This window comes from Faecalibacterium sp. AM43-5AT (genome assembly GCF_003603345.1).
In the GTDB taxonomy this organism is placed as follows: Bacteria; Bacillota; Clostridia; order Oscillospirales; family Ruminococcaceae; genus Faecalibacterium; species Faecalibacterium taiwanense.
In genome coordinates, this window is sequence record NZ_QVGZ01000007.1 from 84127 (window position 1) to 102035 (window position 17909).

At 57.2% G+C, this 17909-nt stretch carries 14 protein-coding genes and 5 tRNA genes; 7 read left to right on the plus strand and 12 right to left on the minus strand.

Annotation, left to right across the window (positions count from 1 at the left end; genetic code table 11):
- From DW937_RS09690 to DW937_RS09700, 3 genes are all read right to left on the minus strand, one after another.
- On the minus strand, positions 1-789 hold the full coding sequence (locus DW937_RS09690) for an MBL fold metallo-hydrolase (protein WP_118526059.1): 789 nt from the start codon (positions 787-789) through the stop codon (positions 1-3).
- 66 nt (positions 790-855) lie between these two features.
- The gene (locus DW937_RS09695) at positions 856-2139 is read right to left on the minus strand and encodes a UDP-N-acetylglucosamine 1-carboxyvinyltransferase (protein WP_242702968.1); all 1284 of its coding nucleotides are present in this window, start codon (positions 2137-2139) and stop codon (positions 856-858) included.
- Between the two features lie 269 nt (positions 2140-2408).
- Complete coding sequence (locus tag DW937_RS09700; protein WP_120120792.1) at positions 2409-4427, minus strand: fructose-1,6-bisphosphatase; 2019 nt, start codon at positions 4425-4427, stop codon at positions 2409-2411.
- 155 nt (positions 4428-4582) lie between these two features.
- Between DW937_RS09700 and DW937_RS09705 the strand changes: the two genes are divergently transcribed.
- From DW937_RS09705 to DW937_RS09715, 3 genes are all read left to right on the plus strand, one after another.
- The gene (locus DW937_RS09705; RefSeq protein WP_120120793.1) at positions 4583-5503 is read left to right on the plus strand and encodes a radical SAM protein; all 921 of its coding nucleotides are present in this window, start codon (positions 4583-4585) and stop codon (positions 5501-5503) included.
- Positions 5504-5647: 144 nt separating this feature from the next.
- Positions 5648-6736: a sugar kinase gene (locus tag DW937_RS09710; protein ID WP_005945787.1), complete on the plus strand. Its 1089-nt coding sequence runs from the start codon at positions 5648-5650 to the stop codon at positions 6734-6736.
- A 133-nt stretch (positions 6737-6869) separates the two neighbouring features.
- Complete coding sequence (locus tag DW937_RS09715; protein ID WP_120120794.1) at positions 6870-8396, plus strand: DUF6056 family protein; 1527 nt, start codon at positions 6870-6872, stop codon at positions 8394-8396.
- Positions 8397-8539: 143 nt separating this feature from the next.
- Here DW937_RS09715 and DW937_RS09720 read toward each other — a convergent pair whose 3' ends face one another.
- Entirely contained in the window at positions 8540-9859 is a 1320-nt protein-coding gene (locus DW937_RS09720; protein WP_097777591.1) for an MATE family efflux transporter, read from the minus strand.
- A gap of 17 nt (positions 9860-9876) precedes the next feature.
- Positions 9877-10866: a helix-turn-helix domain-containing protein gene (locus DW937_RS09725; protein WP_243089001.1), complete on the minus strand. Its 990-nt coding sequence runs from the start codon at positions 10864-10866 to the stop codon at positions 9877-9879.
- A 170-nt stretch (positions 10867-11036) separates the two neighbouring features.
- Between DW937_RS09725 and DW937_RS09730 the strand changes: the two genes are divergently transcribed.
- On the plus strand, positions 11037-12200 hold the full coding sequence (locus tag DW937_RS09730) for an MFS transporter (protein WP_120120796.1): 1164 nt from the start codon (positions 11037-11039) through the stop codon (positions 12198-12200).
- A 91-nt stretch (positions 12201-12291) separates the two neighbouring features.
- On the opposite strand, the gene DW937_RS09735 is transcribed toward DW937_RS09730, so the two are convergent.
- Positions 12292-12669, minus strand: a complete 378-nt coding sequence (locus DW937_RS09735; protein WP_120120797.1) for a PH domain-containing protein — start codon at positions 12667-12669, stop codon at positions 12292-12294.
- A 143-nt stretch (positions 12670-12812) separates the two neighbouring features.
- On the opposite strand from DW937_RS09735, the gene DW937_RS09740 reads away from it, so the two are divergent.
- Complete coding sequence (locus DW937_RS09740; RefSeq protein ID WP_120120798.1) at positions 12813-13802, plus strand: nucleoid-associated protein; 990 nt, start codon at positions 12813-12815, stop codon at positions 13800-13802.
- A 192-nt stretch (positions 13803-13994) separates the two neighbouring features.
- On the opposite strand, the gene DW937_RS09745 is transcribed toward DW937_RS09740, so the two are convergent.
- The 5 genes from DW937_RS09745 to DW937_RS09765 form a co-directional block, all read right to left on the minus strand.
- Positions 13995-14070 (minus strand) — tRNA-Gly (locus tag DW937_RS09745).
- Between the two features lie 30 nt (positions 14071-14100).
- A tRNA-Phe gene (locus tag DW937_RS09750) sits at positions 14101-14176 on the minus strand.
- Positions 14177-14345: 169 nt separating this feature from the next.
- Positions 14346-14419: transfer RNA gene (locus tag DW937_RS09755), tRNA-Asp, on the minus strand.
- Between the two features lie 3 nt (positions 14420-14422).
- Positions 14423-14498 (minus strand) — tRNA-Val (locus DW937_RS09760).
- 6 nt (positions 14499-14504) lie between these two features.
- Positions 14505-14580 (minus strand) — tRNA-Gly (locus tag DW937_RS09765).
- A gap of 341 nt (positions 14581-14921) precedes the next feature.
- Between DW937_RS09765 and DW937_RS09770 the strand changes: the two genes are divergently transcribed.
- Entirely contained in the window at positions 14922-15764 is an 843-nt protein-coding gene (locus DW937_RS09770) for a sulfide/dihydroorotate dehydrogenase-like FAD/NAD-binding protein (RefSeq protein WP_044954207.1), read from the plus strand.
- 1 nt (position 15765) lies between these two features.
- The gene (gene gltA / locus DW937_RS09775; protein WP_120120799.1) at positions 15766-17160 is read left to right on the plus strand and encodes an NADPH-dependent glutamate synthase; all 1395 of its coding nucleotides are present in this window, start codon (positions 15766-15768) and stop codon (positions 17158-17160) included.
- 82 nt (positions 17161-17242) lie between these two features.
- On the opposite strand, the gene DW937_RS09780 is transcribed toward gltA, so the two are convergent.
- Positions 17243-17899 (minus strand): sortase, encoded by a 657-nt coding sequence (locus DW937_RS09780; protein ID WP_120120800.1) that lies wholly within the window; start codon positions 17897-17899, stop codon positions 17243-17245.
- Between the last annotated feature and the right edge of the window lie 10 nt (positions 17900-17909).

Consider the following 17909-nt stretch of genomic DNA (forward strand, 5'->3'; position numbering starts at 1 on the left):
TTAAAACTCTAATACCGGACTCATTTCGTTGCGGCGCTGTGCCTGCACGATGCAGTCCTTCTCCGGCACAACGCCCGCCGCGCCCAGCGTGTTGAACACGGTCTGCAGGGCAAGCGCAGGCGTGTTGTTCTCCTGCGAAAGATGGCACAGCGCAAACTTTTTGCACCCTTCCTGAATGAGTTCCAGCAGCTTTGCCGAGCACTCGTCGTTGGAAAGGTGGCCCCGGGTGCTTTCAATGCGTGCCCGTAAGTAATAAGGGTACGGCCCGCTGCGCAGCATGTGCAGGTCGTAGTTGCTCTCCAGTGCCACAAGGTCGCAGCCGGAAAGCGCCTCGTGCACCGGCGGCGTGAGCACGCCAAGGTCGGTTGCAATGGTCATGGTCTTGCCGTCCGGGGTGTGGATGCGGTAGCCCACACAGGGCACATCGTGGCTGGTGGGAAAGCTCTGCACGCCAAACGCGCCCACGTCCTCTTCCCTGCCTTCCAGCTCGTGCAGCTCACAGCTGGCCGGTACGATGCCGTTGCTGTCCAGAAAATCCAGCGTTGCCGCTGCACCGTACACCGGCAGCGTGTTCTTTTTGAGGAAGGTGGAAAGCCCCTTCACATGGTCGCTGTGCTCGTGGGTGACAAGGATGCCGTCGCAGTCACTGGCGGCAAGGCCCAGCGCCTTGAGCGCCGCCGAGGTAGTGCGCACGCCCTTGCCCATATCCACAATGAGATACCGCTGCCCGCAGCGCACCACACTGCTGTTGCCGGAGGAACCCGAATATAACGAGATGAATTCTGCCATGAAAAACCTCTGATACACTCAAAAACAGCCCGCCGCATATGCAGCAGGCTGTTTGCTTTTTATAAGTTACAGTGCCTGATCCAGTGCAGCGGGCATACGCTCCACCTTGCTGATGTCTGCACCCAGACCGCGCAGCTTTTCCACGATATTCTCGTAGCCGCGCTCGATGTGGCCGATTTCCTCGATCTCACTGGTGCCGTCTGCCATCAGCGCAGCCACCACCATGGCAGCGCCTGCACGCAGATCCAGTGCGCGCAGCGGTGCAGGGGTGAGCTTATCCACGCCCTCAAACACAGCCACCTGACCGTCCACCTGCACGTTGGCACCCATCTTGCGCAGCTCGTCCACATAGCGGAAGCGGTTGTCCCACACGCTCTCGGTCACGGTGCTGGTGCCCTTGGCCACGCTCAGCAGCACGCCCATCAAGGGCTGCATGTCGGTGGGAAAGCCGGGATGCGGCATCGTGTTGATCTTCAGCGGCAGAATATCGCCGGTGCGGCGCACACGCACAGCATCGTCAAATTCTTCCACCTCCACGCCTGCACGGCGCAGCTTTTCGGTAATGGGTTCCAGATGCTTGGGGGTGACGTTCTTCACCAGAACATCGCCGCCGGTGGCAGCAGCAGCCACCATGTAGCTGCCAGCCTCGATCTGATCCGGGATGATGCTGTAGGTGCAGCCGTGCATCTTTTCCACACCGCGCACCTTGATCACATCGGTGCCTGCGCCGCGGATGTTCGCACCGCACATATTCAGGAAGTTTGCCAGATCCACCACATGGGGTTCCTTGGCACAGTTTTCCAGAATGGTCTGGCCCTTGGCCATTACAGCGGAGAGCATACCGTTCATGGTAGCGCCCACGCTGACCTTATCAAAGAAGATGTGTGCACCGTTCATCTCCTTGGCGCGCACGCTGATCATGCCGTAGTCCACGCTGTCCTCTGCGCCCAGAGCACTGAACACCTTCAGGTGCTGGTCAATGGGGCGGGGGCCGAGGTTGCAGCCGCCGGGCATGGCCACCTGAGCCTTGCCAAAACGGGACAGCAGTGCGCCCAGAAAGTAGTAGCTGGCGCGCATCTGGCGGGACAGGTCGTCCGGGACGTTGGTGCCGGTCAGATGGGTGGTGTCGATCTCGTAGGTGTTGCGGTTGATCATTTTGATCTGTGCGCCCAGAACGCTGAGGATTTTCAGGCTCACCGCCACATCACTGATATCCGGCAGATTCTCGATCACACAGACATCCGCTGCCAGAATGGTTGCAGGCAGGACGCCCACCGCCGCATTTTTGGCACCCGAAATAGTAACTTCGCCGTGCAGGGGCTTGCCGCCCGTAATAACAAATTTCTCCAATTTTATGATCTCCTTGTCGGAGGCCCGCAGCCGCAGGCCTGTTAAGGTTCCTGAAAGCATTTTCCATAAAAGCTGCCTGATGTGCATGGGCCATAAGGCCGTACACGTACAGCTATCTTATTATACACAACTTTCACAAAAAAGCAAAGCCCCGTTTGGTGTTGTTTTATTATTTTCTGTTTTGCCCATTTTCGCGCAGGATATTCCAAAATTTTGATTTCTTTTTCAGGTATTTTACAAAAACCAGATACATTGCTGTTGCGCTTTCTTTACCAGATGTGGTCTTCGCACCGAGTCTCAGTGATCCAGCCCAGCTGGTAGGCAGCCACCAGCTGCTTGAGGTCGTGCACACGCTCCCGCAGCACCTCGCCCTCGTCGGTGTCCTCCACGAGAATGCGATGATTTTCGGTCTCCAGAATGTTTTTCTGGGAAATGATATCCAGATTATCCTTCACCGCTTTCTCAGCACTTTCAAAGGGCTGATGGGTGCGCAGGGACATGGTGCGGCTGGAATACACCAGCGTGTAGCCCGCAATGCCGGTCTTTTCGTGGTAGGCACGGCAGAAACCGCCGTCGATCACCACCAGCCGTCCGCCGCCCTTGATGGGGCTTTCGCCGTTCTTTTCCCGCACCGGCACGTGGCCGTTGACGATGTGACTGGCACCGGGCAGGCCAAACTCGGCCAGAATGCGGCGGCAGACGGCCTCATCGTTATACCATGTATAATAGGGGTCCTTCACCTCGGTGTGGGTGGAAGCGTCCTCTACATAGAGCCGCTCAAATGTGGTCATGGCACTGCGGCCAAACAGCGGCGAAAGCTTGCCGCACCATAGATACCACAAAAAATCCTGTCCGCTCTGGCGGGCAGCGCTGCCTTCCGGTGCATAGTAGCCCCGGCGGGCGCGGGCATCACAGTAGTCCATCAGTGCGCGGCCGGAGTAGTAGCGGCCCTCAAAGCGCTCCATGGCAAAGGTGCCGCGGCTGGTCATGGGCACAGCGCCATGGTAGAGCAGGTTGCCGTTCTCAATGTGGTACACGCTGCCCTTTGCATAGAGAAATTCCACATGCTGCTGCAGTTTTTCGCTCTGGCGGAAGGACTGCACCAGCTTGCGCAGCACCAGCTGTTCATCCGGGTGCAGTGCGGCCGGGTCGGCGGGGTCCACCGTGGGGAACGAGGTATCCCGCAGCGGATACTCCTTTTCGCCGATCTTTACCGTGTGCTTTTCCCAGTCGATGCGGCGCAGATAATCTCGCTCCTGCATCTGGAAGTCCGGGTTGCGGTCGATGACATGGCACTCCAGCTTGAACATCAGAATGCTGATGGCCTTGTGCATCACGGCACAGCGGTGCAGCATTCCCCTGGTGTAGGGGCCGCGGGCTGCATCGGTATGAGGCATCCAGATGGAAAGATCATCATTGCCGTAGAACTGCTCGGCCATGCGCTGCAGATGGCGCAGGTTGATGCCGTAGCAGTCCTCCAGCATTCCGTGGTTATGATAAGCCAGCGTGGTCTTGAGCACCGTGCAGATGCAGATGGGGCTGCCCGCAGCGGCACCCATCCATACTACATCGTGGTTGCCCCACTGGATATCCACATTGTGGTGGCGCATGAGCAGATCGAGGATGATATCCGGGCGTGGGCCGCGGTCGAACAGGTCGCCCACGATGTGCAGCTTGTCCACTGCCAGATGCTTGATCAGCTCGCACAGCCGCACGATAAAGCGGTCGGCGCGGCCATTTTCAATGATGCTGCCCACGATCTGGCCGTAGTACAGATCCTTGTCGTGATCCTCAAAATGGGCGTGGAGCAGCTCGTCCAGAATGTAGCCGCAGCTGGCAGGCAGGCATCTGCGCACATGGTCGCGGGTATGCTTGGAGGACACCAGACGGCAGATATCAATGAGCCTCAGCAGCGTTTCGGTGTACCACTGATCCAGCGCTTCCTCGCTGGTACAGCGTGCCTTGAGCTGGGGCAGCTTTTCGTTTGGGTAATAGATCAGCGTTGCAAGCTCGGCGCGGGTATTCTTCGGCACAGTATCGCCCAGCACCTGATCCACTTTTTCGCGAATGACACCGGAAGCGGAATTCAGAATATGCACAAAAGCTTCATTCTCGCCGTGCAGGTCGCTCATGAAGTGCTCGGTACCCTTGGGCAGCTTGAGCAGTGCCTGCGTGCTGATGATCTCGCTGGCTGCCGCCGCCTGCGAAGGATAATCCCGCGAGAGCAGGGTCAGGTACTTGAGATTATCGCGGATCTCATCGGTTTCGGTGCGCATGGTCTCCTCCATCACAACGTTCTCTCTGCCGCAGTCCGCCACAAGGACCTTGCAAAGATGTTGCTTTCCATATGTATTATTTTTTCCTTATCTTATAGTATAGCACGTCCGGGGCGAAAAGTGGTATACTGGGGCTGACAAACTTTCAGCAAAGGACTTTGGATATTATGCCGAAAAGCGATTTCGTCTCCGTTCCCTCTTCCTGCACCCTCTGCCCGCGCCGGTGCGGGGCCGACCGTGCTGCCGGACGCACCGGTTTCTGCGGCGCGGGCGGCACCTTAAAAGCAGCCCGCGCTGCCCTGCACTACTGGGAGGAGCCATGCATCAGCGGCACAAAGGGCAGCGGCACGGTGTTCTTTTCCGGCTGCACCCTCAAATGCTGCTTCTGCCAGAACTATCCCATCAGCGCCGAGGGCCTTGGCAAGGAGATCAGCGTGGAACATCTGGCAGAGATTTTCCTGAATCTGCAGGAGCAGGGTGCCAACAACATCAATCTGGTCACGCCCGGCCAGTGGCGGCCCTGGATCATTGCCGCGCTGGATATTGCCCGGGCTAATGGCCTGCATCTGCCCATCGTATGCAACACCGGCGGCTACGAAACGGTGGAAAGCGTGGAAGCATGGCGCGGATACATCGACATCTGGCTGGCCGACCTGAAATACGTCTCCTCCGCCCTCTCGGCAGAGCTTTCCTCTGCACCGGACTATTTTGCGCAGGCAAAGCCCGCCATTGAAGCCATGATGGCACAGGCCGGGCACCCGGTGTTCAATGCAGAGGGCATCCTGCAAAAGGGGGTCATTCTGCGGCACCTTGCCCTGCCCGGCCATGTTGACGACAGCTTTGCGGTGCTTGACCAGATGGCCGCGTGGAACGATGCAGACCCCGGATGCTTCATCCCCAGCGTCATGAGCCAGTACACACCGTTTTACAAAGCCGCAGAGCACGGCATCGGACGGCGCATTACCACCTATGAATACCGCCGGGTGGTCAACTATGCCATGGACAAGGGACTGGCGCAGGGCTACATGCAGCAGAAGAGCAGCGCAAAGGAAGAGTATACGCCTTCTTTCGATTTGACAGGGGTATGAATTCGTCAAATCTCCCAAAAAAGGCCGATTATTTTCTCTTGCATCCCCGCGGAAATGCTTGCAATCCCATCCGGGCCGGATTATAATGGATACAACGATGTGTTAACAGAACTCTGATGAGCTGTAAATATCAGGAGGAGCGTTATGGAACATTTCAACCCGATCCTTGGCAACGATACCACCGGCCAGAAATTCATCACCTGCGGTGAGATCATGCTGCGCCTGACCCCGCCGAACTACGAGAAGATCCGTATGGCATCCGGCTTTGAGGCCAGCTACGGCGGCAGCGAGGCCAATATTGCACTGGCACTGGCTAACCTTGGTGTGGACAGCACCTTCTTCAGCGTGGTGCCCAACAACAGTCTGGGCAAGAGCGCCGTGCGCTGGCTGCGTTCCAACGACGTGCACTGCACCCCTATGATCCTGACCGAGCCGAACGAAACTCCTTCCAACCGTCTTGGTACTTATTATCTGGAGACCGGCTACGGCATCCGCCCGTCCAAGGTCATCTATGACCGCAAGCACAGTGCCATTACTGAGTACGATTTCTCGCAGGTGGATCTGGATGCTTTGCTGGACGGCTACGACTGGCTGCACCTGAGCGGCATCACCCCGGCACTGGCACCCAACTGCCGCACCCTCATTCTGGATATGCTCAAGGTCGCCAAAAACAAGGGCCTGACCGTCAGCTTCGACGGCAATTTCCGCTCCACCCTGTGGAGCTGGGAAGAAGCCCGCGATTTCTGCACCGAGTGCCTGCCCTATGTGGATGTGCTGCTTGGCATTGAGCCGTACCACCTGTGGAAGGATGAGAGCGACCACTCCAAGGGCGACTGGAAGGACGGCGTTCCTCTGCAGCCCAGCTATGAGCAGCAGGACGAGATTTTCCAGCACTTCATCGAGCGGTATCCCAACCTCAAGTGCATTGCCCGCCATGTGCGTTATGCGCACAGCGGCAGCGAGAACAGCCTGAAGGCCTTCATGTGGTACGACGGCCACACCTTCGAGAGCAAGCTGTTCACCTTTAATATCCTTGACCGCGTGGGCGGCGGCGATGCCTTTGCCAGCGGCCTGATCTACGCCATGCTGCACAACTACAGAGCCATGGATATGATCAACTTTGCGGTGGCAAGCAGTGCCATCAAGCACACCATCCACGGCGATGCCAACATCACCGATGATGTGAGCACCATCCGCAACCTGATGAACATGAATTACGATATTAAGCGGTAATCGCTTTTTCCCGGTCTGGTTTCCTGCTTTTGTGCAGGAGACCAGATTTTTTTGTGGGCAAACACTTTTCCTGCCGGTTTTTTCTGTTATACTACAGGTATGTCATTTTGTACTTTATTTCAGGAGGTTTTTCATGCATTCGACCCGTTTCCAGCGCCTGCACCGGAGGTTCGGTGCCGCACTGATGCCATCCAGGATCGCCTTTCTGGCCGTTCTTCTCTATCTGATCTCATTGATCCCGATTTTCCTGTTTTCATCTTACTGTCACCCTCTGGCAGACGATTTTACATACGGACTGCTTGTGCATCGGGCGGTTGTTTCCGGCGGCGGGATCCCGGAGATTCTGTCCGCTGCAGCGGAAACGGTGCGCGACTACTATTTCACTTGGCAGGGGACGTTTTCAGCAATTTTTCTATTTGCATTACAGCCGGGGGCTTTTTCAGAGTCTGCCTATTTTCTCACCCCATTCATCATTATCGGCTGCCTGAGCCTTTCCACCTTCGTCCTGATGCATTTTGTCTATTGCAGGCTTCTGGGCGGAAAAAGCAGTCAGGCCGTGATCCTCTCCGCGCTGACGCTTCTGCTCTCAGTTCAGATGGTGACCAATCAGGCGCAGGCGTTTTACTGGTTCAACGGCGCTTCCTATTATGCGGTCTTTTATTCGTTTTCGCTTCTCTTTTTTGCCGGGATCGGTACCCTGCTGCTGGACGCCGGCAAAAAAGTGCATCCGGTGCTGACTGGGTGCTGTGCATTGCTTGCGGTTCTGATCGGCGGCGGAAATTACAGCACCGCCCTGACCACCAGCTTCATCGCCTCTGTTCTCTGCGCCGCATGGTTATTTTTCAAAAAGCCCGGCCGGTTCCGCCTTGCTGTGATTCTTCTGATCCTGCTGGTTTCCTTTGCAATCAGCGTTCTTGCGCCCGGAAACGCTGTCCGGGCTGCCCGCGAGGCATCCATTTCCCCCGTGCTGGCCATTCTTCTTTCTCTGTCCAACGCTGTTATCTGGGTGATGAGCTGGGTCAATCTACCTCAGATCGTCCTGTTTGCGATTGCCGGGGTGTTTTTCTACTGCCTGCCGGATCGCCGCATCCTTCCGTTCCAGCATCCGGTGCTGGCAAGTACTCTGATCTTTGGCCTTTACGCTTCGCAGTACCCCCCGCCGCTGTATGCTATGGGCTACATCGGCTCCGGGCGTCAGATCAACATTTACTGCTACAGCTCCTACTGGTGCATTTTTGCAATCCTCTATTACTGGATCAACTGGTTCAAACACACCCGTTCCGAGCCATCAGGGCTGCCCGCTTTTCTTGCTGTACCATCCCACCGGGCAGCTTTCTTTCTGGCAGGCATCCTCATGCTGGCCGTCGGTCTGGTGGGACCGGAGGATCCTCTGCCCTCTCTCCAGCGGCTTACCTCCGGCAAGGCAATCACTGCCATTGTCGATGGCTCTGCAGACCGGCATGAACAGGCTTATCAGGAACGTCTGGAGCTTCTTCTGACACCTTCTGATGTCTGTGTTCTTCCGGGGCTTCTGCCGCCCTGCCCGCCGTTTGAGGATGATCTTCTTGCCGCATCCGAAGATGACGGTGAATACTGGCAGAACGAAGCTCTGGCGGAATACTTCAATCATAAAAAGGTCGTTCTGGACGCTGCAGGCTGATGCCTGCTTTCTCACAGAGCAAAAAAGGGGCTGTTGCAAAATAAAAATGCGCTAGCATCGTGCAAAAGTAGGAACCCGGAACCTGTTCCGAGCCAAGCGGCTCAAGAAGGTTCCGGGTTTCTGTTTTTGTGCTATTTGCTTTTTTAGCGCTTCTTTTTCAGGTAGTATCCAATGCCAATGGCATCTGCCAGCGCCCAGCCAATGGGCACGCTGAGCCAGATGCCGGTAACGCCCAGCGGCGTGGCCGAAAGCAGATAGGCCAGCGCCACGCGGGTGCCCAGCGATGCAATGGTGAGCACCACCGACATCTGCGGCTGGTTGACGGCGCGGTAATAGCCGTACAGCAAAAACAGAATGCCGATGCCAATGTAGCACGCGCCCTCAATGCGCAGGTAGTGCACACCGGCGGCAATAATAGCCCCTTCGCCCGGGTCGATGAAGATGCTCATGAGCGGCGAAGCAAAGGCGCACACCAGCACGCTGATGCACACGCAGAACATTGCGCTGCACAGGCCCGCACTGCGGATGCCCTTTTTGATGCGGTCGGTCTGGCCCGCGCCGTAGTTCTGGGCCACATAGGTGGAAAACGCATTGCCGAAGTCCTGCACCGGCATGTAGGCAAAGGAATCGATCTTGACCGCCGCCGCAAACGCCGCCATGATCACGGTGCCAAAGCTGTTCACAAGACCCTGCACCATCAGGATGCCAAAGTTCATGATGGACTGCTGGACACTGGTCATGACGGACAGATTGAGGATGATATCCAGATTCTTTTTGTCCCAGCGGCAGTCGGCCTTTTTGGGGCACAACTGCGGGAATTTTTTGAGAGTGTACAACCCGATGCCAATGCCGGACACGAACTGCGAGAACACTGTTGCGCCCGCCGCGCCCTTCACTCCCCAGTTCAGCACCAGCACGCACACAAGGTCCAGAATGACGTTCAGCACCGCCGAAACCGCCAGAAACAGCAGCGGCACCACCGAGTTGCCAATGGCGCGCAGCAGGTTTGCAAAGTAGTTATACAAAAAAGTAGCCGTAATGCCCAAAAAGATGATGAGCAGGTATTCCTTCATCAGGGGGCGCAGCTCCTCCGGCACCCGCAGCACCCACAGGATTCCGTCCAGTCCCAGATACACCAGCACGTTCAGCACCAGCGAAATGCCCGCAATGAGGACGAACGAAAGGAACACGCTCTGCCGCATCCGGTCCTGCTCACCGCTGCCATACTGCATGGAAATGGCCGCGCCGCTGCCCATGCACAGGCCCAGCAAAATAGAGGTGAGGAAGGTCATGAGGGTATAGGACGAGCCCACTGCCGCCAGTGCGTCTGCGCCGAGGAAGCGGCCCACTACCCATGTATCCGCAATGTTGTACATCTGCTGCAGCAGATTGCCCAGCATCAGCGGCAGAGCAAACAGCAAAATGCTGCCGGTGATGGGGCCTTTGGTCAAACTACGCTGCATTGTTTCCGATTCTCCTTTTATAACGCTGTTTCAGCCGGTGCACTGGCTCTGCCGCCGTCCCGCCTTGAAAGAGACTGCTCTCTTCCTGCAAACTTCTGACGGTACTCTCTGGGCGTGCAGTGCTTGATCTCCCGGAAGGTCTTTGTAAAGTAGCTGGTATCCGAAAAGCCGCAGTCGGCACCGATCTCGCCGATCTTCATGCTGGTGGAAAGCAGCAGCTCGGCGGCCTTTTCAATGCGGTACTGCTTGACATACTGGATGGGTGTGATCCCCAGCAGCTGCCGGAAGCTGCGCAGGCAGGCGCTCTCACTCAGGGCCACGCAGTCGGAAATGCGCTCCACGTTTAGTTCCTCAGCATAATGCTCTTCCACAAAACGCAGCATCTGTTTCATGCGCTGGGCCGCGATCTGCTCCTGCTGAGAGACCTTTGTTTTTCCACCCTCGCACTGCATTCCCAGCAGATGCACCGCCGCCGAAAGATGGTACCGCGCCTGATTCTCATAGTCAAAGACCTCCTGGGCCACTGCGTCCCACACTTCCCGCAAATGGCAGAGCACGGCCTTCTGCCCGTTGTCTGCCTCGTCCAGCAGAAAGAACGCCGGTGCTCCCGGCTGAAGCAGTGGATGCACGAGCTTTTGCCAGAAGATGGTATCCATGCCGCCGATCAGGCGCGGATGGAATACCCCGGAATGCAGCAGAGCATCCCCGGTCTCAGCCTGCTCCACCGCATGGAACACTCCGGAATTGACAAACACGCCCTGCCCGGTCTGCAAAATCAGACGGGCTTTGTTCACGTCCACCGCCAGCGGGCCTTTTACGGCAAGGATGTATTCAAACTCTTCATGCCAGTGCCATGCTACCGAATAGCTTTTGAGGTCTTCTGCATAGCAGGCAATGGGAAACAGTGCACTGCCGTGCTGCACCAGCTCCCTGCCCTCGCTATCTGCCACAATATCCGGCGGGCAGTTGAGCCCGCCCGCTGCTGCACAGCTGGTCTGAAATGCCACGATCAGCCATCTCCTTTCCGTCAAGGTGCACATCCGCATCCGCGCCGGTTTTGTTGTACCAATCGGGCGTTTTTATCCTAATATTCCGCTCCGATGTGTGATATTATTACATCAGCAAAGCACACGATGCATTGCAAGTATAACACCCTTCCCGGAGGAACTCAAGGTTTATGGTACAGCTTCTGCTTCCGATCATTTACATCTCGTTCATCAGTCTGGGCCTGCCGGATTCCCTGCTGGGGTCGGCGTGGCCCTCCATGTATCCGGCGCTCGGTGTGCCGGTGTCCTATGCGGGGCTGATTTCCATGATCATCTCCTTTGGCACCATTGTTTCCAGCCTGAACAGCGACCGGCTCACCCGTGCGCTGGGTACCGGAAAAGTGACCGCCCTCAGTGTGGCCATGACAGCTGCCGCGCTGTTCGGCTTTTCGGTCTCCACACAGTTCTGGATGCTCTGCCTGTGGGCCGTGCCCTATGGGCTGGGTGCAGGCAGCGTGGACGCGGCCCTGAACAACTATGTTGCCTTACATTATAAAAGCCGCCACATGAGCTGGCTGCACTGCATGTGGGGCATCGGCACCATGATCAGCCCCATGGTCATGGGCCGGGTGCTGGCAGGCGGCGGGCCGTGGACATCCGGCTACCGGTACATTGCCCTGTTCCAGATCCTGCTGAGCGCAGTGCTCTTTTTCAGTTTGCCGCTATGGCAGAGCCGTACTGCAGGCACCGACACCGAAACTGCTTCGACGCAGGCGTTGAGCCTTGGACAGGTATTCCGTCTGCCGGGTGCCAGAGAGGTGATGCTGTGCTTCTTCTGCTACTGTGCATTGGAGACCACGGCCGGTCTGTGGGCCAGCAGCTACCTCACGCTGACGAAAGGCGTTGCCGCCGGCACTGCCGCCAGCTTTGCCAGCCTGTTCTACATCGGCATCACTGCCGGGCGCGCCGCCTGCGGCTTTTTGACCCTGAAATTCAACGATACACAGATGATCCGCATGGGTCAGTGCATTCTGGCCGCAGGGGTGCTGGCTCTGCTGCTGCCCGGGCCGCAGGTCCTTGCCCTGAGCGGTCTTGTTCTTGTGGGGCTGGGCTGTGCGCCCATCTATCCCAGCATCATCCACTCCACGCCGGAACACTTCGGTGCGGACAGATCGCAGGCGGTCATCGGCATCCAGATGGCAAGCGCCTATTTGGGCAATCTGGCCATGCCGCCGCTGTTCGGCCTGCTGGCAAACAACATCACTCCGGCACTGTTCCCTTTTTACCTGCTGGCACTGCTGGTGCTCATGGTATTCATGCACGAACAGCTGGTGCGCAAAACAAGCCGCTGCTAATTCTGCCATTCTCCTATTCTCCTATTTCATATACAGCAAAAGGCTCCCTGTCCGGTCTCGGGCGGGGAGCCTGCTGTTTTAAAGGAGTTATTTACAGGATGCACCGGCTGATGGCGTTGGCGACCGCAAACAGTTCCTGCTGGCCGATAAAGCCGAACTTTGCCTCGTGTGCGTCCGCAAAGCAGACGGTCAGCTGCGATGCCTGCATCGGGTCGCCAAAGCCTGCCGTCTGGATCCCGAAGTGCAGCACCTTGCGGTACGGCATCACAAAGATCTGCTGCCGGGTTCCGGTAACGCCCTGCATATCCACCATGATGATGCGGTGGGTGGTAAAGATCACCTGATCGCGCACCGTCTTGTAGGCACCCACGATGCTCTCACCGTCCAGCAGCAGCGCGCGGGCATTTTTGCAGATGTCCTTTTCCTGAAGGCGGATGAGGTTTTCCATTGGCTTATCACGGAATTCCATGGTTTTTGTCCCCTTTCCTGCGTGGTTTTCTGTCCTTATTGTAGCATTCCTGCAGGCGGTTTACAAGATGTGCTCTCGCCTTTTGGGCCGGGCTGTGCTATACTGTATGCCAAAGAGATTCTTATAAAAACGAGGTAACTCCCATGGAGATCATCATTCATCAGGCCATTCTGCACGTGCTGGACACCACCATGGATGCGCCTGTACTCAGCGGCAGCGGCATGGAAATGACCGCCGAAAAGACCGCCTATTTCCAGTACCACATCGAAAAGCTGCTTGCCAGCGACGATATCCGCCAGTGCCGCCCGCTGCCGGATTCCGCCTTTAAAAACGAGCTGGAGCACAACCACGATTTTGTGGACCTCTCCTGCCGCATCGCGGGCGTTCTGTTCGACTACATGCACGCGCACACCACCATTCCGGGGGCAGACCTTGCCGTGGTGGATTTTACCCGCGATGGTGAGCCGTGGCTGGGCATCCTGAAGTTGAACTACAAAAACGGCTACACCCACTACACCGAGAATGTGGAGGGTGCCCCGGTGAACTCCATCATACAGCAGCGGGCCTGCCTGCCCAGCCAGAGCGGCAAGGTGGAGGAAGGTGCCCTTGTCAATCTGACCGACTACTCCATGAAGCTGCTGGAAAAAAAATTTGATATCGACGGGCACAAGGATTTTTATCTTTCCACTGTGGTGTTCCAGTATACCACCGCTCAGCCGGAGAAAAAGAAGCTGCAGGCCATTCAGGAAGCCGCTGTTCAGGCCGTGCAGGAAAACTATGCTGACCAGCCCCACGTAGAGGCTCAGGTCGCGATGCTGATCGCCAATCAGGCCGTTGACAACGACAATCAGGTATCCATCCAGCAGGTGCGTCAGCAGTTGGAAGAGGAATATCCCCTTGCCGCCGTGCCCTTTGATGATTATGTGGAAAAGAGTGATGTTCTGGAAGCGCCTGAGCAGCCCGTGACTGTGACCCCTGCGCGCATCCGCCGCATGGAGAGCCGCAGCATCCACACCGCCAACGGCATTGAGGTGAAGATCCCCACCGAACTGCTCAACTCGGACAACGAGGTGGAATTTCTGCACAGTGACGACGGCAGCATTTCGCTGCTCATTAAAAATGTGATCCTGTAAGAAACGATTTAAACTTGTCTCCGCGCACGGATTGCGCTCCGACAATATCAGAGGAATCATTATTTTCATATTTGCAAAAGCCGAAAAATCTGCGGATTTTCCGGCTTTTCTTTTTTCACAGGAAGGAGCCGTAACGGGAAACAACAAAAAAGCCATCGTTTTTGCATTTCTGCATCAACGATGGCTTCGTATTGGAGCGGCCGACGAGGCTCGAACTCGCTACCTCCACCTTGGCAAGGTGGCGCTCTACCAGATGAGCTACGGCCGCATATTGGAAACCCTGCTGGGTTTCCTTGACTGGTGCCTCCGATCGGAATCGAACCAATGACACGGGGATTTTCAGTCCCCTGCTCTACCGACTGAGCTACAGAGGCATAAGCGGTGCAATTATCCCTGCACCCTCCCGAGCGATTCTCTCGAATTTCGGGGCCCCGGCGAAAGCTTGCGAAGCAAGATTTTGTGGGGAAGAGGAGAAAGTCTGGCGTTCATCACGGCAGTCTTGCTTGCAAGACCGCCCGATGAACTGCAGGACTTTCGACGAAGCGACCCGGATCGGGCTCGAACCGACGACCCCCAGCGTGACAGGCTGGTGCTCTAACCAACTGAGCTACCGGGCCAAATGGTGGAAGTTAACGGGCTCGAACCGCTGACCCTCTGCTTGTAAGGCAGATGCTCTCCCAGCTGAGCTAAACTTCCACAAAATGGAGCGGCCGACGAGGCTCGAACTCGCTACCTCCACCTTGGCAAGGTGGCGCTCTACCAGATGAGCTACGGCCGCACATTCCATGTGTTTGTGCCGGACTGTTTACCGGCGACGCTGATTATTATACCGTACCGCCCGGCAATTGTCAACCACAAATTTGCATTTTCTGCAAAAAAGTTGGGAACCCGCCTGTCTGTATTCAAAAAGCTTCACTTTTGCGGGCTTCACCTGTGTCATTATTCAAGTCTGTCATAACATACACGAAGAAAATTGATTTGCTTTCCCTTTTGTAAACCGTTATAATGGAACGTGTCATTTTGTCGCCTGTAAAAGCTGCGTCTGTTATGCCGCCGAGGGCATACAGGCGCGTTTTCGTGCGCAGAAATAGGAAAAGCCAGCATAAAGGAGCAAACACAATGTATAAGATCACTGAAAAAGTCGCGCTGAATCCCACCGTGACGAAGATGGTCATTGAAGCCCCGCTGATCGCCAAAAAGGCAAAGCCGGGCCAGTTTATCATTGTGCGCCCGTTTGAGGACAGCGAGCGCATCCCCCTGACCGTGGCCGGTTACGACCGCGAAAAGGGCACTGTGGACATCATTTTCCAGATCGTGGGCGGTACCACGATGGAGCTGAACAGCCTGCAGGTGGGCCAGAGTGTCCACGACTTTGTAGGCCCGCTGGGCCGCGCCACCGAGGTGGAAGGCCTGAAGAAGGTATGTGTCGTGGGCGGCGGCGTAGGCTGCGCCATCGCTCTGCCCATTGCCCGTGAGCTGCACGAGCAGGGCTGTGTGGTGCACAGCGTGGTGGGCTTCCGCAATAAGGACCTGCTGATCCTTGAGGACGAGTTCAAAGCCTGCAGCGACGAGCTGCGCATTATGACCGACGACGGCAGCTATGGCACCAAGGGTGTTGTTACCGCTGCACTGGACGAGCTGGTGGCCGCCGGCAACCAGTACGATCTGGTCATCACCATCGGCCCGCTGATCATGATGAAGTTCGTGGTCAAGACCTGCCAGAAGCATGGCCTGAAGAGCATCGTTTCCATGAACCCCATCATGATCGACGGCACCGGCATGTGCGGCGGCTGCCGCCTGACCGTTGGCGGCGAGACCAAGTTCGCCTGCGTGGACGGCCCCGACTTTGACGGCGATCTGGTGGATTTTGATGAGGCAATGGCCCGCGGCACCATGTACCGCCCGTTTGAGGCACACGCCCGTGAAGCGGCATGCAATCTGCTCAATCAGGAGGTAAAATAAGATGGCTTTCAATATGGACCCGAAGAAGTGCCCCATGCCCACGCAGGACCCCAATGTGCGCAACAAGAACTTTAAGGAAGTTGCACTTGGCTACACCGAAGAAATGGCCGTGAACGAAGCAAAGCGCTGCGTGCACTGCAAGAACAAACCCTGCCAGACCGGCTGCCCTGTGGGCATCGATATCCCCGAGTTCATCGGCCATGTGGCCGAGGGCGACTTTGAAGCCGCTTATCAGGTGATCAACCGCTCCTCTTCCCTGCCCGCTGTCTGCGGCCGTGTATGCCCGCAGGAGAGCCAGTGCGAGGGCAAGTGCACCCGCGGCATCAAGAACGAGCCGGTGGGCATCGGCCGCCTGGAGCGCTTTGTTGCCGACTGGCACCGTGAGAATGTGCACACCGCCCCCATCGTGCCCGAATGGAACGGCCACAAGGTGGCCATCATCGGCGCAGGCCCTGCCGGCCTGACCGCCGCAGGCGATCTGGCAAAGCTTGGCTACAAGGTCACCGTTTACGAGGCCCTGCATGTGGCCGGCGGCGTGCTGATGTACGGCATCCCCGAGTTCCGTCTGCCCAAGGCCATCGTGCAGCAGGAGATCGACGGCCTGAAGAAGATGGGCGTTGATTTTGAGTGCAATATGGTCATTGGCAAGGTGCTCACCATCGACGAGCTGATGGACGAGTACGGCTACGAGGCCGTGTTCGTAGGCTCCGGTGCCGGTCTGCCCCGCTTCATGGGCATCCCCGGCGAGAGCCTGAAGGGCGTGTACTCCGCCAACGAGTTCCTGACCCGCTCCAACCTGATGAAGGCTTACCTGCCCACCAGCAAGACCCCCATCCGCACCGGCAAAAAGGTCGCCGTTGTGGGCGGCGGCAACGTGGCTATGGACGCTGCCCGCAGCGCCCTGCGTCTGGGTGCCGAGACCGTGTACATCGTCTACCGCCGCGGCATGGTTGAGCTGCCTGCCCGTAAGGAAGAGGTGGAGCACGCCGAGGAAGAGGGCATCATCTTCAAGACCCTGTGCAACCCTGTGGAGATCCACCCCAACGACGAGGGCTTTGTCAAGTCCATCACCTGCATTGAGATGGAGCTGGGCGAGCCGGATGCTTCCGGTCGCCGCCGCCCCATCGAAAAGAAGGGCAGCGAGTTCGAGCTGGATGTGGACACGGTCATTATGAGTCTGGGCACCAGCCCCAACCCGCTGATCCGCTCCACCACCCCGGGTCTGGAGACCAACAAGCACGGCTGCATCGTTACCGACGGCGATGACGGCAAGACCAGCCGCGATGGTGTGTACGCCGGCGGCGATGCCGTGACCGGCGCAGCCACCGTCATCAAGGCCATGGGCGCAGGCAAGGCTGCTGCAAAGGCCATTGACGAGTACATTCAGAGCAAGTAATCCCCTGTGAAGGTGGGCACCGCCCACTGAATACCGGATATGAAAAATCCCCTGTGCCAGTGCACAGGGGATTTTTTGCATCTTATTCTGCGGTCTCCGTTGTGAGCGCCGGGTAGCCCGTCCGCACGCACCGCACAGCGCACCGGGCGCTGCCGCCGGTGGTGCAGGTAAAGAGGGTCAGATCCCATTCATCGGACTCCTCCGTCTTTTCGGTCATTTCCTCAATTTGCGTGGGCTGCAGGTTTTCCACATAGGAGACCTCGTAGGTCCAGCGCATACCGTCCATATCCGTAAAATAGACCTGCGCGCCCTCGGTCAACCACTTGATGGGGCTGAAATGCTTTGCATAGTTGTGGGCGCAGACCACCATGTTATCCGCATAGGTGGAACCGGAGTAACGGCCCGGTGCGATTTTCAGGCCCGCATAGCTCCACTGGCTCATCACCGGCAGTTCCAGCCCGATGGACGGAATGGACAGATAGCCGATGTAATCCCAGCCGTCCAGTTCGGTCACGGTCATTTCCTGCGTGGGGTCCAGCTCCGGCTGCAGCGCCACGGTATCCGATTTTGCTTTTTCCTCAATGGCAGCGTTCAGGGTCTGCTCCAGCTCGCCCAGCACCTCCTGCGAGGCCTTGTCTGCACGGGATGCATCCCACTTGTTATAGGCCAGCAGGGCTGCTGCCGCAAGGATCAGCAGCGCGCCCAGCACCATACACACTCTTCCGATTTTCTGTCGCATAGCAATGTTT

Coding starts and splice junctions, on each gene's coding strand:
- DW937_RS09690 (WP_118526059.1), bottom strand. CDS start 789: ATGGCAGAATTCATCTCGTTATATTCGGGTTCCTCCGGCAACAGCAGT.
- DW937_RS09700 (WP_120120792.1), bottom strand. CDS start 4,427: ATGGAGGAGACCATGCGCACCGAAACCGATGAGATCCGCGATAATCTC.
- DW937_RS09705 (WP_120120793.1), top strand. CDS start 4,583: ATGCCGAAAAGCGATTTCGTCTCCGTTCCCTCTTCCTGCACCCTCTGC.
- DW937_RS09710 (WP_005945787.1), top strand. CDS start 5,648: ATGGAACATTTCAACCCGATCCTTGGCAACGATACCACCGGCCAGAAA.
- DW937_RS09715 (WP_120120794.1), top strand. CDS start 6,870: ATGCATTCGACCCGTTTCCAGCGCCTGCACCGGAGGTTCGGTGCCGCA.
- DW937_RS09720 (WP_097777591.1), bottom strand. CDS start 9,859: ATGCAGCGTAGTTTGACCAAAGGCCCCATCACCGGCAGCATTTTGCTG.
- DW937_RS09730 (WP_120120796.1), top strand. CDS start 11,037: ATGGTACAGCTTCTGCTTCCGATCATTTACATCTCGTTCATCAGTCTG.
- DW937_RS09735 (WP_120120797.1), bottom strand. CDS start 12,669: ATGGAATTCCGTGATAAGCCAATGGAAAACCTCATCCGCCTTCAGGAA.
- DW937_RS09740 (WP_120120798.1), top strand. CDS start 12,813: ATGGAGATCATCATTCATCAGGCCATTCTGCACGTGCTGGACACCACC.
- DW937_RS09770 (WP_044954207.1), top strand. CDS start 14,922: ATGTATAAGATCACTGAAAAAGTCGCGCTGAATCCCACCGTGACGAAG.
- gltA (WP_120120799.1), top strand. CDS start 15,766: ATGGCTTTCAATATGGACCCGAAGAAGTGCCCCATGCCCACGCAGGAC.
- DW937_RS09780 (WP_120120800.1), bottom strand. CDS start 17,899: ATGCGACAGAAAATCGGAAGAGTGTGTATGGTGCTGGGCGCGCTGCTG.